The 18,460-nt window shown below is 43.7% G+C and carries 13 protein-coding genes and 1 tRNA gene; 10 read left to right on the top strand and 4 right to left on the bottom strand.

Translation table 11 applies throughout. From position 1 onward, the window contains the following. The first annotated feature begins 88 nt into the window (after positions 1-88). Entirely contained in the window at positions 89-1,015 is a 927-nt protein-coding gene (locus ELS82_RS04800) for a LysR family transcriptional regulator (protein ID WP_134834445.1), read from the top strand. A 163-nt stretch (positions 1,016-1,178) separates the two neighbouring features. Next, positions 1,179-1,266, top strand: a tRNA-Ser gene (locus ELS82_RS04795). 40 nt (positions 1,267-1,306) lie between these two features. Here the strand turns inward: ELS82_RS04795 and ELS82_RS04790 are convergent. Next, on the bottom strand, positions 1,307-2,272 hold the full coding sequence (locus tag ELS82_RS04790) for a glutathione S-transferase family protein (protein WP_134834444.1): 966 nt from the start codon (positions 2,270-2,272) through the stop codon (positions 1,307-1,309). 208 nt (positions 2,273-2,480) lie between these two features. On the opposite strand from ELS82_RS04790, the gene ELS82_RS04785 reads away from it, so the two are divergent. The 6 genes from ELS82_RS04785 to ELS82_RS04760 all read left to right on the top strand — a co-directional run bounded on the left by ELS82_RS04785 (position 2,481) and on the right by ELS82_RS04760 (position 13,197). Further along, on the top strand, positions 2,481-3,500 hold the full coding sequence (locus ELS82_RS04785; protein WP_134834443.1) for a hypothetical protein: 1,020 nt from the start codon (positions 2,481-2,483) through the stop codon (positions 3,498-3,500). 121 nt (positions 3,501-3,621) lie between these two features. Beyond that, positions 3,622-5,238, top strand: coding sequence for a type I restriction-modification system subunit M (locus tag ELS82_RS04780; protein WP_134834442.1), 1,617 nt, complete (start codon positions 3,622-3,624; stop codon positions 5,236-5,238). Then, entirely contained in the window at positions 5,228-6,652 is a 1,425-nt protein-coding gene (locus ELS82_RS04775; RefSeq protein ID WP_134834441.1) for a restriction endonuclease subunit S, read from the top strand. Before ELS82_RS04780 ends, ELS82_RS04775 begins: the two co-directional genes overlap by 11 nt. A 225-nt stretch (positions 6,653-6,877) precedes the next feature. After that, positions 6,878-8,569 (top strand): SWIM zinc finger family protein, encoded by a 1,692-nt coding sequence (locus ELS82_RS04770; protein ID WP_244230751.1) that lies wholly within the window; start codon positions 6,878-6,880, stop codon positions 8,567-8,569. 28 nt (positions 8,570-8,597) lie between these two features. Next, entirely contained in the window at positions 8,598-11,894 is a 3,297-nt protein-coding gene (locus tag ELS82_RS04765) for a type I restriction endonuclease subunit R (RefSeq protein WP_134834440.1), read from the top strand. Between the two features lie 85 nt (positions 11,895-11,979). Then, entirely contained in the window at positions 11,980-13,197 is a 1,218-nt protein-coding gene (locus ELS82_RS04760; RefSeq protein ID WP_134834439.1) for an MBL fold metallo-hydrolase, read from the top strand. Between the two features lie 97 nt (positions 13,198-13,294). Here ELS82_RS04760 and ELS82_RS04755 read toward each other — a convergent pair whose 3' ends face one another. After that, positions 13,295-13,708: a VF530 family protein gene (locus ELS82_RS04755; RefSeq protein ID WP_134834438.1), complete on the bottom strand. Its 414-nt coding sequence runs from the start codon at positions 13,706-13,708 to the stop codon at positions 13,295-13,297. 307 nt (positions 13,709-14,015) lie between these two features. Here ELS82_RS04755 and ELS82_RS04750 point away from each other — a divergent pair, with 307 nt between their 5' ends. Then, complete coding sequence (locus ELS82_RS04750) at positions 14,016-15,752, top strand: methyl-accepting chemotaxis protein (protein WP_134834437.1); 1,737 nt, start codon at positions 14,016-14,018, stop codon at positions 15,750-15,752. A 110-nt stretch (positions 15,753-15,862) separates the two neighbouring features. On the opposite strand, the gene ELS82_RS04745 is transcribed toward ELS82_RS04750, so the two are convergent. Next, the gene (locus ELS82_RS04745) at positions 15,863-16,675 is read right to left on the bottom strand and encodes a 5'-methylthioadenosine/S-adenosylhomocysteine nucleosidase (RefSeq protein WP_134834436.1); all 813 of its coding nucleotides are present in this window, start codon (positions 16,673-16,675) and stop codon (positions 15,863-15,865) included. 142 nt (positions 16,676-16,817) lie between these two features. Next, the gene (locus ELS82_RS04740) at positions 16,818-17,516 is read right to left on the bottom strand and encodes a LuxR family transcriptional regulator (RefSeq protein WP_134834435.1); all 699 of its coding nucleotides are present in this window, start codon (positions 17,514-17,516) and stop codon (positions 16,818-16,820) included. A 359-nt stretch (positions 17,517-17,875) separates the two neighbouring features. Between ELS82_RS04740 and ELS82_RS04735 the strand changes: the two genes are divergently transcribed. Continuing rightward, complete coding sequence (locus ELS82_RS04735; protein ID WP_134834434.1) at positions 17,876-18,460, top strand: GNAT family N-acetyltransferase; 585 nt, start codon at positions 17,876-17,878, stop codon at positions 18,458-18,460.

The following is an 18,460-nucleotide window of genomic DNA, read 5'->3' as shown; positions in this document are numbered from 1 at the left end:
GAGTCAGTATATTTATTGGATGAGATTTGATAATTGAGTAATATTTGAATTGATTATTCAGCTCAGTCGAATAATAAAAGGAGAGGGCATGGACAAGTTTGCTGATATGACGCTGTTTGCGAGCATCGTTCAAAACCAAGGCTTAGCCGCAGCGGGTAGAGAGTTAGGGTTGTCACCTGCAACCGTCACTGCTCGGTTGCAGGCTCTGGAAGAGCGCTATGGCGTTAAACTGCTTAATCGCAGTACGCGGCATATTTCATTGACCGATTCTGGCGCTATGTACCATCAAGCTTGCCTAGAAATTATCGACACGGTTAAGCAGACAGAGAACCTGCTCCAAACGGGCAGCAAGCAAGTGCGCGGAACACTAAAAATTTCAGCACCGAGAGATATAGGTAAGCAGTATATCTCTCCTATTGTGTCGGCCTTTTGTGAGCAATACCCGGACGTGACGCCTTATCTATACCTTAACGACAACCTGACCAATTTGGCCGAGTCGGGGTTAGATGTTGTTATTCGCTACGGGGAGTTGGCCGACAGTAACCTCATTTCTCGTAAGCTGGCATCGAGCCGACGAGTGTTGTGCGCCTCTCCGCAATACTTGGCAAGGAAAGGCACGTTACTCACCCCGCAAGACTTAGCCGAACATGACTGTTTAGCTATGGTACGCAGCAACGAAGAACTGAAGACATGGCATTTTCAAGATGATGCTCAGCACAATGCCATCACCGTGGTTCCTAAGCGATTATCCGATGATGGTGAAGTGATTCGTCAATGGGCGTTGGACGGGGCAGGGATAGCACTTAAGTCGATTCTAGACATCAATGAAGACCTTAAGCAGCAGCGGTTGGTGACGGTACTAAATGGTTATATGAAAAACTTCAATGCCGCGACTTCTGCATCAGGCGCTGACCTTAATGTGATTTACCTAAGTCGTCAGTACCAACCTAAGCGACTGCGCTTATTCATCGACTTTTTGCTTGAGCGATTTGAGCGTGACGTAAAGCTGCCATAAGCGCTATTTATCAACATAACTGGCCGATTCATGATCGAATTAGCTAGTAAGTGTACAAACAGGCTAACAACGGCGCTTTTTTTGGGTAATAGGCTTGACCTAACCTAATAGAATCATTAAATTAGCGCCTCGTTGGTTAACGATACCAACCACAATTTGATTCGGTGAGTTGTCCGAGTGGCTGAAGGAGCACGCCTGGAAAGTGTGTATACGGCAACGTATCGAGAGTTCGAATCTCTCACTCACCGCCACATTCTAAAGCCCCAGCAGAAATGCTGGGGCTTTTTCGTTTTAAGTCAGTTTTGTACCCTTTTGAGTCGTGAAATCAAAGCTATACCTATGCTCTAGTGGGTTGTTATCGCAGACGCCGATTAGTCTTGAGCGAAACGGTAAGCCGACTGATTTGATATCTACTCGATAACCACATACAGGGCATTTTGCTTTATACACTTTGACAGCTAATCGCTTGATTCGCCCTTCCTTACTACCTGGTTCTTTTAGTTCGTAATGCAGTACCGCTGACTTCAGACTCAATGGCAGCATGATGTCGGGAAGCGTGGTGATGTTGTAATTAAGAGCATCTATCAAATACCTGAAAAACAATAGAAAAGCAGCAACATATATAATGGTGAACATGATGAATCTAGACAAGAAAATCGGGTTCACAATGCCTGCAAGTGCTAAGTACAAGAAGACAACGCACAAGATAGGAAGTATGACCGGACTCCCTGTAAAAAGGAGCATCTTCCAGCGATGGTTGTCCATATCAATGTTGTGCAGCCAGCGGGTGTAAATTGGTAGCTTAGGCACAGATTCTAGGAAATAGTCGATTTCATAGTGATTTGTAGGAGTATTGACAGCCTTTTGGGGAGCAATGCTTTCAGATGGGATTGTCTCAATCTTTTTTGCATACAGTCTATAAATGGATTGTTTACCTTGCCCCCCCAAGTTTGACTCCTTGTGTATAGTTGGGATGACGTCAAAGCCAAGTTCACCAGCGATACGTTCTAAAGATGGAGCAAGTTCCTCCAGTCGTTGATTGAGTTTTTTTAAATATGTATTGAGTCGTGAGCTATTAAAACTAGAGGCTTTTTTATTCGATAAATAGGCCGCTTTCTCGGCCAGTTCACTTGATGTGAAATAACACTCTTCAGTTACCCCAGCTTCGAGATATGAGCTTTCTTTTACTAAAGAAACCATGGCCTGAAGTACATCCCAAAACATGTTGCTTTTGTCATTGTGGTATAGTCTTGCCAAAATGCTTCCGCTACGGCAATGGCCGCCTTTAGTTCTTCAGTACTGTTCTTCATGATGTTTCTCTATATGCATTTATGAACCTAATGTTACCTAGTATTGCTAGGTAATACTCTGTTTCATATCGTTTTTCTTGGCCATGGTGTTTTCGTTCTTCGAGGGAGTTCCCCTTATTTACTCATACAAATTGAAACGAAAACTGGAGAGAAACATGAGTCATTTAGAAAAAAATATCTGTGCATACGGCTTAATCAACGACCAACTGGTTCATATTGATCAAGTCGAAAGTGGATTAGCGTGTGACTGCTTTTGCGTTGGTTGTGGCGATAAGCTAGTGGCCAAAAAAGGGGAAGTGAAACAACACCATTTTGCTCATCATGCGATGGACAGTAACGAGTGCAGTGAGAGCGTTTTGCACAAAATCTGCAAGCATATTATTGAGAATGGAAAGCGCATTTTGTCACCAGATCTAACAGTGTCTCGCCATCAACTTGATCTGGCTGGTATCGAACATGCCAAACATGAAACGCTGGCCCCGGAATTGTTGATGTTTACTGAGGCTTTATTAGAGCAAATGGAGAGGGAGTTTATCCCTGATGTTACTGGATTCATTGATCACCAGCAGAAGGTGTTTATTGAAATTGTGGTGACTAATGATGTGTCTGAAGAAAAGCTGGAGAAGGTGAAGCGCTTAGGTGTTCCGATGATGGCGATTTATGTCTCTGAGCTCGACTTAATGGAACCACTGGAATCGCTGACAGCCAGCGTAATTGAACAAGCGCCAAGACAATGGGTTTACCATCCAATTATCGAACAGCTAGAAACTAGATTGCAAAACGAACTAGAGTTTGAGATCTCGATAATCAATGAGCGAATGAGACTCGCGGTACTGGAAGAACAAGAGGCGAGCTATCAAAGTACTCGTATTGCCCTGAAACAAAATCAAATGCTCCTACTCGGTTATAATTCAGCTCATGGTTACTCACGTAAAAAAGCACGGAACTTTGATTTCTCGATGCTCCATGTCACTAACCCGATTCGTTCAAGTTCAACGGCTAATTATACGGTGAGAGCGAATGGCGGCTATGAAGTGAAAAACATCTATTTTGATGAAGCACTGTTGCCGCAACTCGCTGAAATGACATTTCCGTGTATTGTTGAACTAGGCATTAAGGCGGCCTTTATCTCAGGGCGAGCAGCAACGTTGGTCGATTCTATAACAACCATCTAATTTAGTTGGCAAAACCTCACTCCAACCAATGCAAAAAATTGCATTTACGATACAATACCTCGCAATAAATCTTGGCTCTGTTTTTGGGGCCAAGTTCATCTATTGAGAAGTATTTATCGTCATGCCTAAAGCACCAGCAAAGAAGAAAGCCCCTGCGAAAAAGAAAGGCTTTGAGGAAACCCTTTGGGATACCGCCAACCAACTGCGTGGCAGCGTTGAATCATCAGAGTACAAGCACGTCGTATTGAGCCTTGTATTTCTTAAATTCATCAGTGACAAGTTTGAAACTCGTCGCCAGCAGATGATCGACGATGGGCAAGAAGCCTTTGTTGAAATGAAAGAGTTTTACCAACAAGACAACATCTTCTACCTCGAAGAAGCTTCTCGTTGGTCATACGTGAAAAAGCACGCTAAGCAAGACAACATTGCCGTCATCATCGATACCGCTTTATCTAATATTGAAAAAGCCAACCCAAGCTTGAAAGGCGCATTGCCAGACAACTACTTCTCTCGCCAAGACCTTGAAGTGAAGAAGCTTGCGTCACTGATCGATACTATCGAGAACATCGACACACTTGCTAATGAGTGTGATATGAGCGAAGAAGACCTAGTAGGTCGAGTCTACGAATACTTCCTTGGTAAGTTTGCTGCCACAGAAGGTAAAGGGGGCGGCGAGTTCTATACGCCAAAGTCTGTCGTAACCCTACTTACAGAAATGCTAGAGCCCTTCCAAGGTAAAATTTATGACCCTGCTTGTGGTTCGGGCGGTATGTTCGTGCAGTCTTTAAAGTTTGTAAAACAGCATGAAGGCCGCACCAAAGACATCGCGATTTATGGTCAAGAGCTGACGTCGACCACCTACAAGCTAGCCAAGATGAACTTAGCCATTCGCGGTTTATCAGGCAATTTGGGCGAGCGCCCAGCTGATACCTTCTTTGCCGACCAGCATAAAGATCTTAAAGCCGATTACATTATGGCCAACCCGCCGTTTAACATTAGCCAATGGCGTGACGAGAACGAGCTAACTAAAGACCCGCGCTTTTCTGGCTACCGCATTCCGCCGACAGGCAATGCCAACTACGGTTGGATTCTGCACATGCTCTCAAAGTTAAGCGAAACAGGCACCGCTGGTTTTGTATTGGCGAACGGCTCAATGAGCTCAAACACTTCTGGTGAAGGGGAAATCCGCCAACAGCTTATCGAGAACGATGTAGTGGAATGTATGATCGCCTTACCGGGTCAGTTGTTCTACTCAACCCAAATTCCAGTTTGTATCTGGTTCATCACCAAGAACAAGCGAGCTAATACCGCGAAAGGCTACCGCCAGCGTGAAAAAGAGACCTTGTTTATTGATGCTCGTGAAATGGGCACCATGACCAGCCGTGTACACAAAGAGCTAACCGTAGATGATATCGCGTTAATTGCAGATACCTACCACGCATGGCGCAGTGATGACGCCGAGCTAAAAGCACGAGTAGAACGTGGTGACAGCAAGCTTGAGAAATATGAAGACGTGGCAGGCTTCTGTAAGCAAGCAACTTTTGATGAGATCAAAGCCAACGATTTTGTACTCACTCCGGGGCGTTACGTAGGCGCTGCGGAAATAGAAGACGATGGTATTCCATTTGAAACCAAAATGCGTGAGCTATCCCAAACTCTATATAGCCAAATGAACCAAGCCGAAGCGCTAGATAAAGCGATTCGCAGTAACTTGGAGGCATTGGGTTATGGGGAGTGAATGGAAAGAGTTTACCCTTGAGGAAATCGCTTCGAAAGAAAAATCAGCTTTAGCAACTGGTCCCTTTGGTTCGGCGATCAGTTCTAAATTCTTTCAAGAGGATGGTGTGCCAGTTATCCGTGGAGGTAACTTAAGTGCAGATACATCAAATAGGATGTCTGATGAGGGGTTAGTATTTGTCAGTGAAGATAAAGCTATAGAGTTTAAGCGTTCAGTAGTTAAAGCTGGTGATTTAATCTTCACGTGCTGGGGCACTATCAACCAAGTAGGGTTGCTTGATGAATCACGAAAATTTGAACAGTACATTATTTCAAATAAACAAATGAAGGTAACTTTAGATTCAAATAAAGCAGACCCGCTCTTTGTTTACTACGTTTTTTCGTCTCCTAAGAAGCAGAGTGAAATCCTAAAAAATGGGATTGGGGCTGCGGTACCTGGCTTTAATCTCGGACAACTGAGAGAGCATAAGTTATGGCTCCCTTCTGTTAGTGAACAGCAAAAAATATCTTCTTTTTTGGATTGCTTTGATAAAAAGATTTCTCTCAACGGCCAAATCAACCAAACCCTAGAGCAAATGGCGCAAACGTTGTTTAAATCTTGGTTTGTCGATTTTGATCCTGTGATTGATAACGCCCTTGATGCTGACAACCCCATTCCAGAGGTATTTGAAACCCGTGTTGAACGCCGCAAAGCAGTACGTGAAAGTGCTGACTTTAAGCCCCTGCCTGATAATGTTCGTCAGCTCTTCCCAAGAGAATTTGAAGAGAGTGAGTTGAGTTGGGTGCCTAAGGGGTGGGTAACGGTGTCTTTGTCTGAAATTACAACCGAACTTCGTAGAGGCATTTCGCCAAAGTATGTTGAAGAAGGTGGCGTCCGAGTTATCAATCAAAAGTGTATCCGTCATCATGATATTAATTTTGATTTATGTCGTCGAAATAACCCAGAGTTAAGAAAAATTGCAGGACGAGAGATTGAAGTTGGCGATGTATTGGTTAACTCAACAGGTGTGGGTACGCTTGGTAGAGTTGCTCAGGTTACGCAACTAGAAGAAGTTACAGTGGTGGATTCGCACGTAACTGTTGTTCGATCAAATGGAGAAAAGTGCCTCAAATACACATTTGGACAATTAATGCTGTCCAACGAAAAGCGTATTGAAGCGCTTGGTGAAGGGAGTACTGGGCAAACAGAACTAAGTCGAAAAATACTTTCTGAACAGAAGGTTGTTTTACCGCCTAAACATATCTCTCAGGTAATAGAGCCAATGTTTAGCTCTTACGCAGACAAAAGGGTTGCGCTAAATCGAGACATAAACATATTGACCAAACTCCGTGACACGTTACTTCCTAAACTGATCTCAGGCGAGCTACGCCTTGATTCACCAGAAGTCGAGCAAGCCAAAGCGCTGGTGGAATAACCCATTTCGTCATTCCGGAAAGTGAGGAACGAACTTATCCGGAATCTCGCTCTTTATACGGTGGTGTGAATGAAAAGTGAGATCTCAGATACCTCGTCCCTCGGTTCTGAGATGACGGCAGTGGAAGGTTCTGAGGTAACGAAAGTGGAGGACTCTCAGATAACGAAGGAAATAGGGCATCTGAAGTAGAGCAAGCCAAAGCGGCAGTGGAGCAAAGAGACGAATATGAACAAAAACCTTCCAACAGGCATCGCATGGCCTCAATTACCTGAGTTGATGTCCATGTGTGAAACCGCGACGTTACAAAAAGGGATACAGCTCGCCCACAGCGGTGCAGTACGTAACGTCAGTGTCGAAAAGCATACTGCTAATGCCATAGTAAGAGGCAGTTATGATTATCACGTTAGCCTTGATTGCTCTACGTCCCTGTCAGCGGTGTGTGATTGCCCAGCTGCTCAGTATCAAAACGTGTGTAAGCATGCCGTTGCGCTTGCCATGATTCTGCAAGACCAAGAGTTTCTAGCGAATCAACAAAGTGAACGAGAGACAATTAAAAAGCATCTACAAAGCCTTGGTGAAGAGGCCACGTTAGAGATGCTGCTTGATTACCTCGAAGAGGATGAATACGCATGGAATGCTCTGCTGACAAAAATCGAAATACATGATATGCCAGCGGTGTATGGCGATTTAAAAAAACTCGTCACTCAAGCTCTTCCTCGCGAGGAAATCTGGGATTGGCGCGAAAGTTCCGCTTATTTCCATTCAGCATATGAACAACTCAGTATGATTGTTGAGTCGATGCAAAGTTTAGAAGCGGAACAACAGTGGAAGCTCATCCAATATATCGTGCAGCGCCTGAATAAAGTGCTTGAGTATATTGATGATTCGAGCGGTGATCGGCTTGATGTTGAAGCGCTGATTAATACCCACATGCCTGGTATTTTGGCAAAATTGAATTGGAGCGAACAGGCGAAAGCGGAGTGGATGTTTGAACGCTTAACCAATTATGAGTTTGATGTGTTTCCCTCCATCGAAGAGCATTTTAAACCTGTTTGGCAAACTAATACTTGTTTTCTCAACTTATGCCGACAAGCGATTGAACAATCTTCACAGGATGAAAATGGTTGGAACTTGCGATTATGGGCGATGCCACTGATTGAACAAAGCTCTGATTGGCGTGAAGTGGTGGCGATTAAGCAAAAAATTGCACGAACACATCGTGACTACTTAGAAATTGTTGATCTATTTATTGATAATCACGAGCCGTTAGAAGCCGAATATTGGCTCGCAAAAGCAAGAAAGAGCGCCAGTCAGTATGAGCTTAACGCCTGTGATGAGGCTCAGTTCCGCCTTTATTTAGAGCTGGGTGAAATAAATTCAGCATGGACGTTAGCCAACAGACAGTTAGAACAACTGCCAAGTTTTCAGCGTTACCAACGCTTAGCGAAGTTTAAACAAAACTATCAAGTTGAGGATGATGAATTTCTTACTCGTGTTGAGCGCACCTTTAAGAAGGCATATCAACCACCAAGCCATCATTTTTCGCAGCCTGATGTGATGGATGCCTTGGTGCTGTTCTATATGGATAACCACAAGTTAAGCGAAGCGTGTGATTGGGTGTCAACACGTAAAGTGTCGACCAATGTATTGCTAAAGCTTGCTGATGCAGTGGTCGATGAAAAGCCCGATAACACGCTAAGTTACTACTTGCGGGTCGTTACTGTTTATATAGAACAAACCAATAATGACGCTTATACCTCTGCTATCGAATTGTTGAGAAAAGCCGAATCGCTGCTTGAGCGACACGATAAACAGAAAGCACAGTTTTACAGTGAAGTTGCACACCTAGCGATTACCTATAAACGCAAGCGTAATATGTTAAAGCTGTTCAAGCAGCACTATGCCGCCCATTTGTAACCTTTTGATGTAGGGAACGCCTTAAACCATGAGCTTAAAATTTACTGAAGCCAAACTCGAACAAGCCATCATTGAATTATTGGGTGAGCAAGGCTATCCGCATGTGGTGGGTGAGCAAGTCGTGCGTGAAGACAAAGAGCAAGTGCTGCTTCTCGATGACTTACGTACTTACCTTGCCAAGCAATATCAAGCGGACGACATTACCGAAGGTGAAATTGACCAAATTGTCCACCAGCTTAATCGCCTACCTGCTAGTGACTTATACGAAAGCAACAAGACGTTTTGTGACTGGCTTGCTAATGGTTTTCTACTTAAGCGTGAAGACCGCTCCAAGAAAGATCTCTACATCGAGCTAATCGACAGTAAACATTTGGCGCAAGCGTTGCGATTAATATTTGTGCCTCTTCTGGAAGACAAAACACAATCTGCTGAGCCAAAAGTCGCAGAAGAGCGTGTTAGCTATTTCGAATCCGTAGACCAAAACATCTACAAAGTCGTAAATCAATTGAAGATTGAAAACAGTGATGAAGAACGTATCCCTGATGGCATTCTTTACATTAATGGTTTACCGCTAGTCCTATTTGAATTCAAAAGCGCTGTACGTGAAGAGCAAGCGACCATCTATGATGCGTGGGAGCAAATCCACATCCGCTATAAGCGCGCTATTCCTAAATTGTTTGTGTTTAACGCCCTGACGATTATTAGCGATGGCGTAAACAACAAAATGGGTAACGCCTTTGCCCCTTATGATTTCTATTACGCTTGGCGCAAGGTGACAGGTAACGAGGCCACTGAAAAACAAGGCATCAATTCGCTCTATACCATGATAGCGGGCCTGTTCGATAAAACTCGATTGTTGGACGTGTTGAAAAACTTCATCTTCTTCCCTGATACCTCGAAGAAAGAAGTGAAAGTATGTTGTCGTTATCCTCAATACTACGCAGCTCGTAAGCTTTATTACAACATCGACAAAGAGCGTAAGCCATGGGGTAGCGGTAAGGGCGGTACTTATTTTGGGGCGACAGGTTGTGGTAAGAGCTACACCATGCAGTTTTTGTCTCGCCTATTGATGAAAAGTGTCGATTTTGAAAGCCCAACCATTGTTCTTATTACTGACCGTACCGACCTAGATGATCAACTCTCTGAACAGTTCTGTAATGCCAGTGATTATATCGGTGACGAGATGGTGGTTTCTGTCGTTAGCCGACAAGACCTCCGTGACAAACTACAAGGAATAAAAAGTGGTGGTGTGTTCCTCACGACTATCCACAAGTTCACTGAAGACATTGAGCTGCTGTCTAACCGTACCAACATCATTTGTATCTCGGATGAGGCGCACCGCTCTCAAGTCAATCTCGACAAAAAAGTCACACTGCAATACAAAGACGGCGTCGCTGTCGATGTAAAAGAGAGCTATGGCTTTGCTAAGTATCTTCATGATTCATTACCTAGTGCAACGTATGTTGGCTTTACTGGCACGCCTATTGATGCAACGTTAGATGTATTCGGTAACCCTGTAGACAGCTACACGATGGCTGAGTCTGTAAATGATGAAATCACGGTACGAATTGTTTACGAGGGGCGTGCCGCAAAAGTTATTCTCGATAATAGTAAGCTGCAAGAAGTCGAGAAATACTATGAGGAATGTGCTGAGGCAGGCGCCAGTGAGCATCAGATTGAAGAGAGCAAAAAAGCTTCTGCCAACATGAATGCCATCTTAGGTGATGAAGACCGCTTGGAAGCATTAGCCAAAGACTTTGTTGTCCATTACGAAGAGCGTGTAGCCGAAGGTTCAACGGTCAAAGGCAAAGCGATGTTTGTTTGCGCCAGCCGTGAAATCGCCTATGACTTCTACAAACAAGTGAAGCTGTTGCGCCCAGAGTGGTTTGAAGTGAAGAAGTGCCTAGAGGGTGAAACGCTCACGGAAGAGGAAGCGAAAGAGGTGATGCCACTGGCGATGGTGCAAATGGTCATGACCCGTGGCAGTAACGATGAAGACGAGCTCCACAAACTGCTTGGCACCAAAGATTACCGTAAGTCACTCGACGCCCAGTTTAAAAATCCGAAATCCAACTTTAAGCTCGCGATTGTGGTTGATATGTGGCTAACAGGCTTCGATGTGCCGGAGTTAGACACCATCTACATCGATAAGCCGCTACAAAAGCACAACCTGATTCAGACTATTTCACGCGTAAACCGTAAATTTGAAGGCAAAGACAAAGGCTTAGTTGTCGATTACATCGGCATTAAAACTCGCATGAACCAAGCGTTGGCAATGTATTCAAAAGCCGACGAAAGCAACTTTGAGGATGTACAACTCTCAGTGATAGAGGTAAAGAATCACCTCGATCTGCTGGGTAAGATGTTCCATAACTTTGACCGTTCCGGATACTTTAGTGGCGAACCTAGATTACAGCTTGAGTGCTTAAATCTTGCTGCAGAGTTTGTCTTGGTGAACAAGAAGAATGAACACCGCTTCATGGGCTTAGTGAAGCGTTTAAAAGCGGCTTATGACGTTTGCTGTGGTAGTGAGTCGCTTTCTAAGCAAGAACGCGACTTGATTCATTTCTACATTGCTGTTCGGTCAATCATTTACAAGCTGACCAAAGGTGATGCGCCAGACACGGCACAAATGAACAAGCATGTTCGCGAATTAGTGGCAGAAGCGCTGCGTGCTGAAGGCGTAGAAGAAATTTTCACTATCGGTGAAGAGCAAGCAGAATCCATCGATATCTTCGATGACGAGTACATGGAGCGAGTTCTAAAGCTTAAACTGCCTCATACCAAAATCCAGTTGCTACAAAAGCTGCTAGGCAAAGCCATTAGTGACTTTAAAAAGGTAAACCAGCTCAAAGGTGTCGACTTCTCGAAGCGCTTACAATCGCTGGTGGAGCAATACAACGAGCGCCGTGAAGGTAACGAACTACGAGGTGAAGAGTTCGAACCATTCGTGGACGAGATGTTTGAAGGCATCATCAAAGAGATGACCTCTCTAATGAGCGAGATGGTAACTGAGCTCACCTCGTTCGAGGACCTCGGCATCGATATGGAAGAAAAAGCTTTCCTCGATATCTTGGAGCACATGCGCACCAAGTATGAATTTGAATACGAAGACGGCAAGATGCTAGAGCTCGCCAAAGAGATGAAAGTGATTGTCGATGACGTTGCCCAATACCCAGATTGGGCAGGGCGGGATGATATTAAAGCCAAGCTTAAGGTAGACCTGATTTTGCTACTGCATAAATACGGCTTCCCGCCAATCGCAAATGATGATGTCTATAAAGGCGTGTTAGAGCAGGCTGAGAATTATAAGAAGAATAGTTAGTGATTGGATACCTAGTTTTCGTTAGGTATTCGTCTCGACTAGGAATTTAGTTCGTTTTGGTTAACGTAATAGTAAAGGCTAAGGTATGGGTTTAATGAGCGAGTGCGGCTTCCTTGAATATAAAGTTCAGTTTCATTCTGTAGGACAAGGGTTATTTTCTACTGGTGAAATAGATTGGAAAGGGGAAAGCTTTAGGTTCTTATACGATTGCGGTACATCGAGCAAGAGAGTCTTTTTGAATGATCAAATATCGAAAATACATATTAAAACGATCGATCTCGCCGTTATTTCTCATTTTGATTCAGACCATACTAATGGCCTCGAAGAGTTACTAAAAAAAGTAGAGATAAAGGTTTTACTGCTGCCATACATGGCCTTAGATCAAAGGCTATATGCTGCAATGTCGAAAGGTCTCTCTTCTTCAAGTGATAAGATGAAGTTTTATTTAGATCCGTGTAAATATCTTAATAACAAATTCCCAGGAAAAATTAAGAATATCGTATTTGTTACATCTGATAGGGGTTCTCAACCTAATGCTATTGAGACAGATGACTTTAGTTTTGATCCAATAAACGTACTCGGGAAGGTTAATAAAGTCGGTGGCTACTCGAACGTGTTCCAAATAAGTGATAGTGATAAACTCATGTTAGAAGAGATATTTGAATTTATCACATATAACGATGAGTCGCTTTCTGCTAATAAGAACAAGTCATTCTCTAATGCAGTTGAAAAGGAGATGAGTGTTTTGCTAGATGGAACGGCGAGAACGGTAGAAGGCTCATTGAAGAAAATAAAGGCAGTGTATGATAGAACGTTTGGCTCTAGTGGTGAAAACCGTAACATTATCTCTTTATTTCTCTACTGCTCTCCTATCGATAAAATTGATAATTTTATCGTTCACCAAAGTGCCTCTAACTATGAATCTAGGCTGAGCAAAGGTGATAAAAAGTCAGGAATATTGTTTACAGGAGATGGGAGTCTGTCTACCAAAGAACAGTTGCAAGGGTTGTTTGATGGTATCGGTGAAGCGCGTCTAGCCAATCTAGCCTGTTTGCAAGTTATGCATCATGGGGCACAGAATAACTGGCACAAAGGGGTAGCTGGTAAGTTACAGCCCGCAGTTAGCGTTTTCTCGTCAGACCCTAAGCGCAAGAAACCAGGCCACCCTAGTGCTGAAGTCGTAAAAGACTTTCTACCTTTTAGCCCATACCAGGTCGATAAAGAATACGATTTGGTGTTGGAGTTCAATAATTATATTGAATTGCTATCACGAGAACTATATGACATGAAACATGTTTTTTAGCTTTGAGGACGGGAAGGAGTTGTTGGCCTGACAAGTTACAGATAAGAGCCAGACATCACTTACCTGGCTCTGTATCACTTCAAATCTATGTCGTTCACTATCGACGGAAATTACGACCACGTGATGATTTCGCTTTGTGCGCTGACGCCGCTTTAGCTTGTGACTTCAAGATAGATTCAACGGTTAACTCCATTGGCTCTTTCGGTTTTAGGCCATGTGGAAAGGTACGAGCGCGAGGAGGTAAGTCATACTCTTCAGCCGATGCGCGAGGCATGCGTTTAAAGCGGTAAAGATAAAAGTTCTCTAGCTTCTCGCGTGCCCACTCGGTTTTCTTTAAGTACTTAACACTGCTAGCAATTGACGGCTTGGTGTTAAAGCAGTTAAAGCGCATTGCCGTATCAAGAATGTCCCAACCATAGAAATCCACCAACTCTTGCAGCATGGTTTCTAGCTTAAGACCGTGCAACGGGTTGTTCTGTTGCAGTTCAATTCTTTCTTCATCAGTCATCATAATAAGCTCCTGGTTTCTACTTACCTAGCTGGTGGTTGGGTGGCTTTCGAGCTCGACAAAACGATGGTCGTTGGCCCTAACTGTAATAGGGGGCGGATACTAGCAGAGTTGGCCATTTTTCCCTAATCATCCGTTGATAAAACATTCCCCTAAGCTTAGTCATAGTTCTAGATATCTACGGTGTTGCTTAATTGTTTCTATTTTTAGAGGATTGTATTCACTTTAGGCTAATAACTCATTACAATTTGCTTTCTTACTGCCGGAGCGCAGTACTATCTCGTAGTCACTTTTAAGGATGTAAAGTGTTATGACCAACCTGTCATTTAAGAATAAGATCATTGCCCTTATTGTTGCAATCATCACCCTCACTATTGCGACGTCATACTTCAGCGTAAATCATTTTATTAGCCGCTATATTCAAGAATCTGATAGCCAAAATATTACCCACAATGTTGATCTGATTAAGAAGAAGATCGAAACCGAACTCAGCAATAAGCTCTCGCTAGCCTCAAGCCTGAACTTCAGTATGATGGATATCGCAGAAGCTAAAGACAACAGCGGCTTTGCGCATGTGGTGAAGGTGGTTAACGGCTACGCATTCGATGATACAGGCAGCATGAGCGATGAAGATGCGCAGGTATTCATTGACCTAGCTGAGTCTCATGGTGATGAGCTGGCCATTAGTCCAATGACAAGAACGGAAGCGGGTTACCAAATCGTATTTTCAGTCAAACGTGCCGATGACTCGGTTGATTTCTTCACCTTACATCTCAACGAGTTCGGGGCGATCATTTCTGAATATGCAGCACAAGGTAGCTATGCCCAGTTGATGGCAGGCAATGTGACCATCTTTAGCAATAAGCAAGGTGATAACCTAACGCCGATTCAACGCCAGATAGAGTTTGCAGGCCAATCATGGCAGTTAGTCGGCTATATCGACTTAGATACTATCCAAAGTAATACCGATAAGCTTAATTGGCTGATCACCTTAGCGCTGCTAGTTTGCGCAGCTATTATCATCACCGTCAGTGTGGTGGTGATTAATTACTCCTTCAAACCGTTGAAGCGTTTACAAGATGTGGTCGCGGATTTATCGCAAGGCAATGGTGATTTAACCCAGCGTTTAACGGTGGAACGAAACGATGAGATAGGCACCATCTCTTTGTCTATTAACCAGTTCATCGAGAAGCTTCAGCACATGTTTGTCGATGTTTCTCGCTCTTCACAAGCGATTGATAGTGCGGTGCATAATATCGCTGAGCAGTCGGCATCAAACGTTAAGACGTTAGATCAGCACACACTTGAAACCGAGCAAGCCATCACGGCGATTGAAGAGTTGAGTGCAACCGCCGCTTCTATCTCAGACAGTGCTGATAATGCCGCCAAGCTGACAGAAAGCACCAATCAATTTGCTGAGCAGTCTAAGCAGACCGTCAATAACGCGGTAACCAGCGTGAATGCTCTGGTTAATCAGGTCTCTGCGATGTCTGAAGTAACCAGCACCATGAGTGAAGACACCAAGCAAATCAGTAGCGTGTTGCAAGTGATTGGTGAGATTGCCGAGCAGACTAACTTGCTGGCGCTGAATGCCGCGATAGAGGCCGCTCGCGCAGGTGAGCAAGGCCGCGGTTTTGCTGTAGTAGCGGATGAGGTAAGAGCGCTGGCAGCAAGAACGCAAGACAGCACGTCTCAGATCAACGAGATGCTCGCCAAGCTAAGATCAACGACAGACAATGTCGTCAATGAAATGGACGCTACTCGTCATAGCTGCGAGCAGACCGCAGCGAACACCAATCAGGTTATGGACTCGCTTAACCAAGTGACTAACTCTGTGGTTGAGATGAATGACCTTAATGCCTTGATTGCAACATCAGCCATGCAGCAGAGCCAGGTGACCGGAGAAGTAAGTACTAACATGGCGGCGATTCAAGAAATCGTAAGGTTGCTAAATAATAACGCAGGAGAGACGCACTCGGTATGTGAAGAGCTGCGTGAAACCTCAGTCGACTTATCTCAACTTGTCGGTAAGTTTAAGGTTCAATAGTTTTAGATAGAATAAATAACGCCACCTTGACCGGTGGCGTTTTTATTTGGATAGAGCTCAACTTAAGCGAGTTCGCAGTAAGTTAGTGATTAACTTTTCCGCATTGCTTGCTACTGGTTGCTAATCAGCGCTTTAATCACATCGATTGTGTATAGCTGGCAGTCAACCGCGGTTTGCGGATCAAAGTCTTGCTTATGTTGGTCTGTGTTAGACAAAATACGAATGCCAACAAAAGGCACGTTATAAGCGTTTGCGACGAGTGCAGCCGATGACGTTTCCATCTCTTCAACTGATGTGCCAAAGGTTTCGTGCAGCCAGTTGATACGATCTACTTCACGGTTCCATTCGTCTGCTGTACCAATGCGGCCTTTCACCACTTTACCTTTCTCGTAAGAGCCCGCGACAGAAAGAGCAGCTTTCACTAGTGTAGGGTCAGCTTCAAATTGTTTGTGTTCGACGAGCTCTCCGTTTTCACGAAGGCGCATCGTCACATCGAAGTTCTGCCATTTGGTTGGGTTAATGCCTTTACCTTTTTCGGTAAACTCTGATTTGTATGCGCCCATATTGAAGCTAGTCTCGCCAATCACGATATCACCACGGTAAAGCTTAGGGTCGTGGCCGCCAGACGTACCTTGGTTGATGATGTACTTAGGTTTGAAGAGCTCAATACCAATAGTGGTTGATGCTGCCGCGTTCGCTAATCCCACTTCTGTGCGTGATACCACCACAGGGTAGCCATCGATTTCACCTTGCCAGAAGGTCCATGAACCAACAGTGGTTTCCTTTGCGTCTTCTAGAGCGTTAACAAGCGTGCTGGTTTCAATGTCCATAGCACCTTGAACAAGGATAGGTTGAGGCTTAGCGAAAGCTGTGAAAGAAAGTAGTGCTAATGAGAGTGCTAGGGTACGTTTAAAGAGTGTCATAACAAACATTTACAATAAAAAAAGATGGCGCAATCTATCAATAGCAAACGTTTGCGTCAATTGGAAAAACGCTTTATTGACTGAGCTTTGACAAAGAACATGCACAGGTAAATTGGCATAGCGGTAAGGGCAATCTAAGCGGCTAGAGTTCAATTAAACCCAATACAATCGCTTTCGCCACGGAAGAAGTTTTATTGGACGCATTGAGCTTTTTAGCCGCATTAGTCAGGTGGAAAGAGACAGTACGTTCGCTTATGCCCAGTATTACGCTAATTTCAAATACCGTTTTCCCTATACCGCTCCATTTAAGAATCTCTTGCTCTCGTTTTGTCAGCAAGGTTTTAGATGTGCGCTCAGTGGTATGGAGTTGCCAGTATTTATGCTCAAACAGGCTGGTGGCCCAAAGTAAATAGGGTGTGGTCTGCTTTAATTCTGCTTTGGTGAGCTCGTTATGAGAGCGAGAAATAGACACTAAACTTGCGCCACCTTTATGGTCGTGATTTGCTTTCGACCATCCTATCGCTAAGTCGAACGTACGGGCTTCTTCCCAAAACTCTTTTGAGATATGTCTTACGTTCGACCAAAGCAATGGCTGGGAGGTTCGCGCCCCATATGACACGACAGGATCAACCTGTACAAACTGGTTATCTAGGTAGAGCTTATTCCACTGTTTGGGGTAACTGTTAAGTAGGTGAATTCGCTTACCTTCAGAGAGTGAGTATTGCTGGTGACCAAAGGCAAAATGTTCAAACCCTAATTTGTGGCTTGCTTTTAATGCGCGTTCTACCAGTTCATTGACTGAATGGCAGTCGATAAGTTTATGAATTAAATCCTCTAACATGTTTTTCTAAGGTGTCGTTAATTGGATGGTTACCCTAAGTGGTAGTGGGAAAATTAGAGGAATATATTACGGTTATTAATTATTATTTCTTTGGTAGTGTCACGGTCGATATTGGACCAGTTGAATATTGTGATGGATGTTTTTATTAGGCTTTTAGCACCCTCTATAATTTCTTTTTATTCCACCTCTCTTTATCTTTCTTAGGCGGTAATACTCTATGGCGAGTGTTATCGCCTGTTCTAACCCTGTAATTTCTGTCAGCTATTTTCTCATTTCATTCGTTTATATGCTTTCTTAATGAGCCGTTGAGCTAGAGGTTATTCAACAAAAAATGGATAAAGCATGTTTATGGATAAAGCATGTTTATAGAGAGACAGACTACAAACCAATTGAATACTTACCGAGGGCTGGAGTTGCAGCGTCGAGGGCTAACACATCAAGAAGCATTGCTCGTTATGGAACAAATCTCTAGCTCCCCTGATATCACGGGGTATAGCTATCGGGAGTGGACTAAAAGCAAAGACACTTTTGTCTTATTGAATATTCACACCGGTGAATTTATTGGCGCAATTCTAGTCCACGATTTATTGGACAATTGGTCAGAAATCGCGGTTGTTTTTATTTGTGAAAAATACCGCTCTGTTGGCTATGGCCACTATTTGCTCAATGCCTGCATACGCACGTTAAAACATTCAAACAAGAAGCTATTTCTTTTTTATTCGAAAGCCGTGATGGAAACCATTTCTATTAATGCCGGGTTTGAAATTTTTGCATCCGAAAAAGAGTTTATTAATCGCAGTCTTATTAAGTGGCTGTCATTGAACATCATCTATAAGGCGCTTTGGTTAAGTAATGCTTATCGACTGCGAGAAATAAGGCGAAAGAAAAAACAGTTTGGCAGTGATTTTAATTTCAAGATGGCGGTTTATTTAGCAAGGAGCTAA

The organism is Vibrio ouci, from assembly GCF_004551525.1.
GTDB lineage: Bacteria > Pseudomonadota > Gammaproteobacteria > Enterobacterales > Vibrionaceae > Vibrio > Vibrio ouci.
The sequence above is the reverse complement of the archived record's forward strand: the minus strand, read 5'-3'. Positions and strand labels throughout refer to the sequence as shown.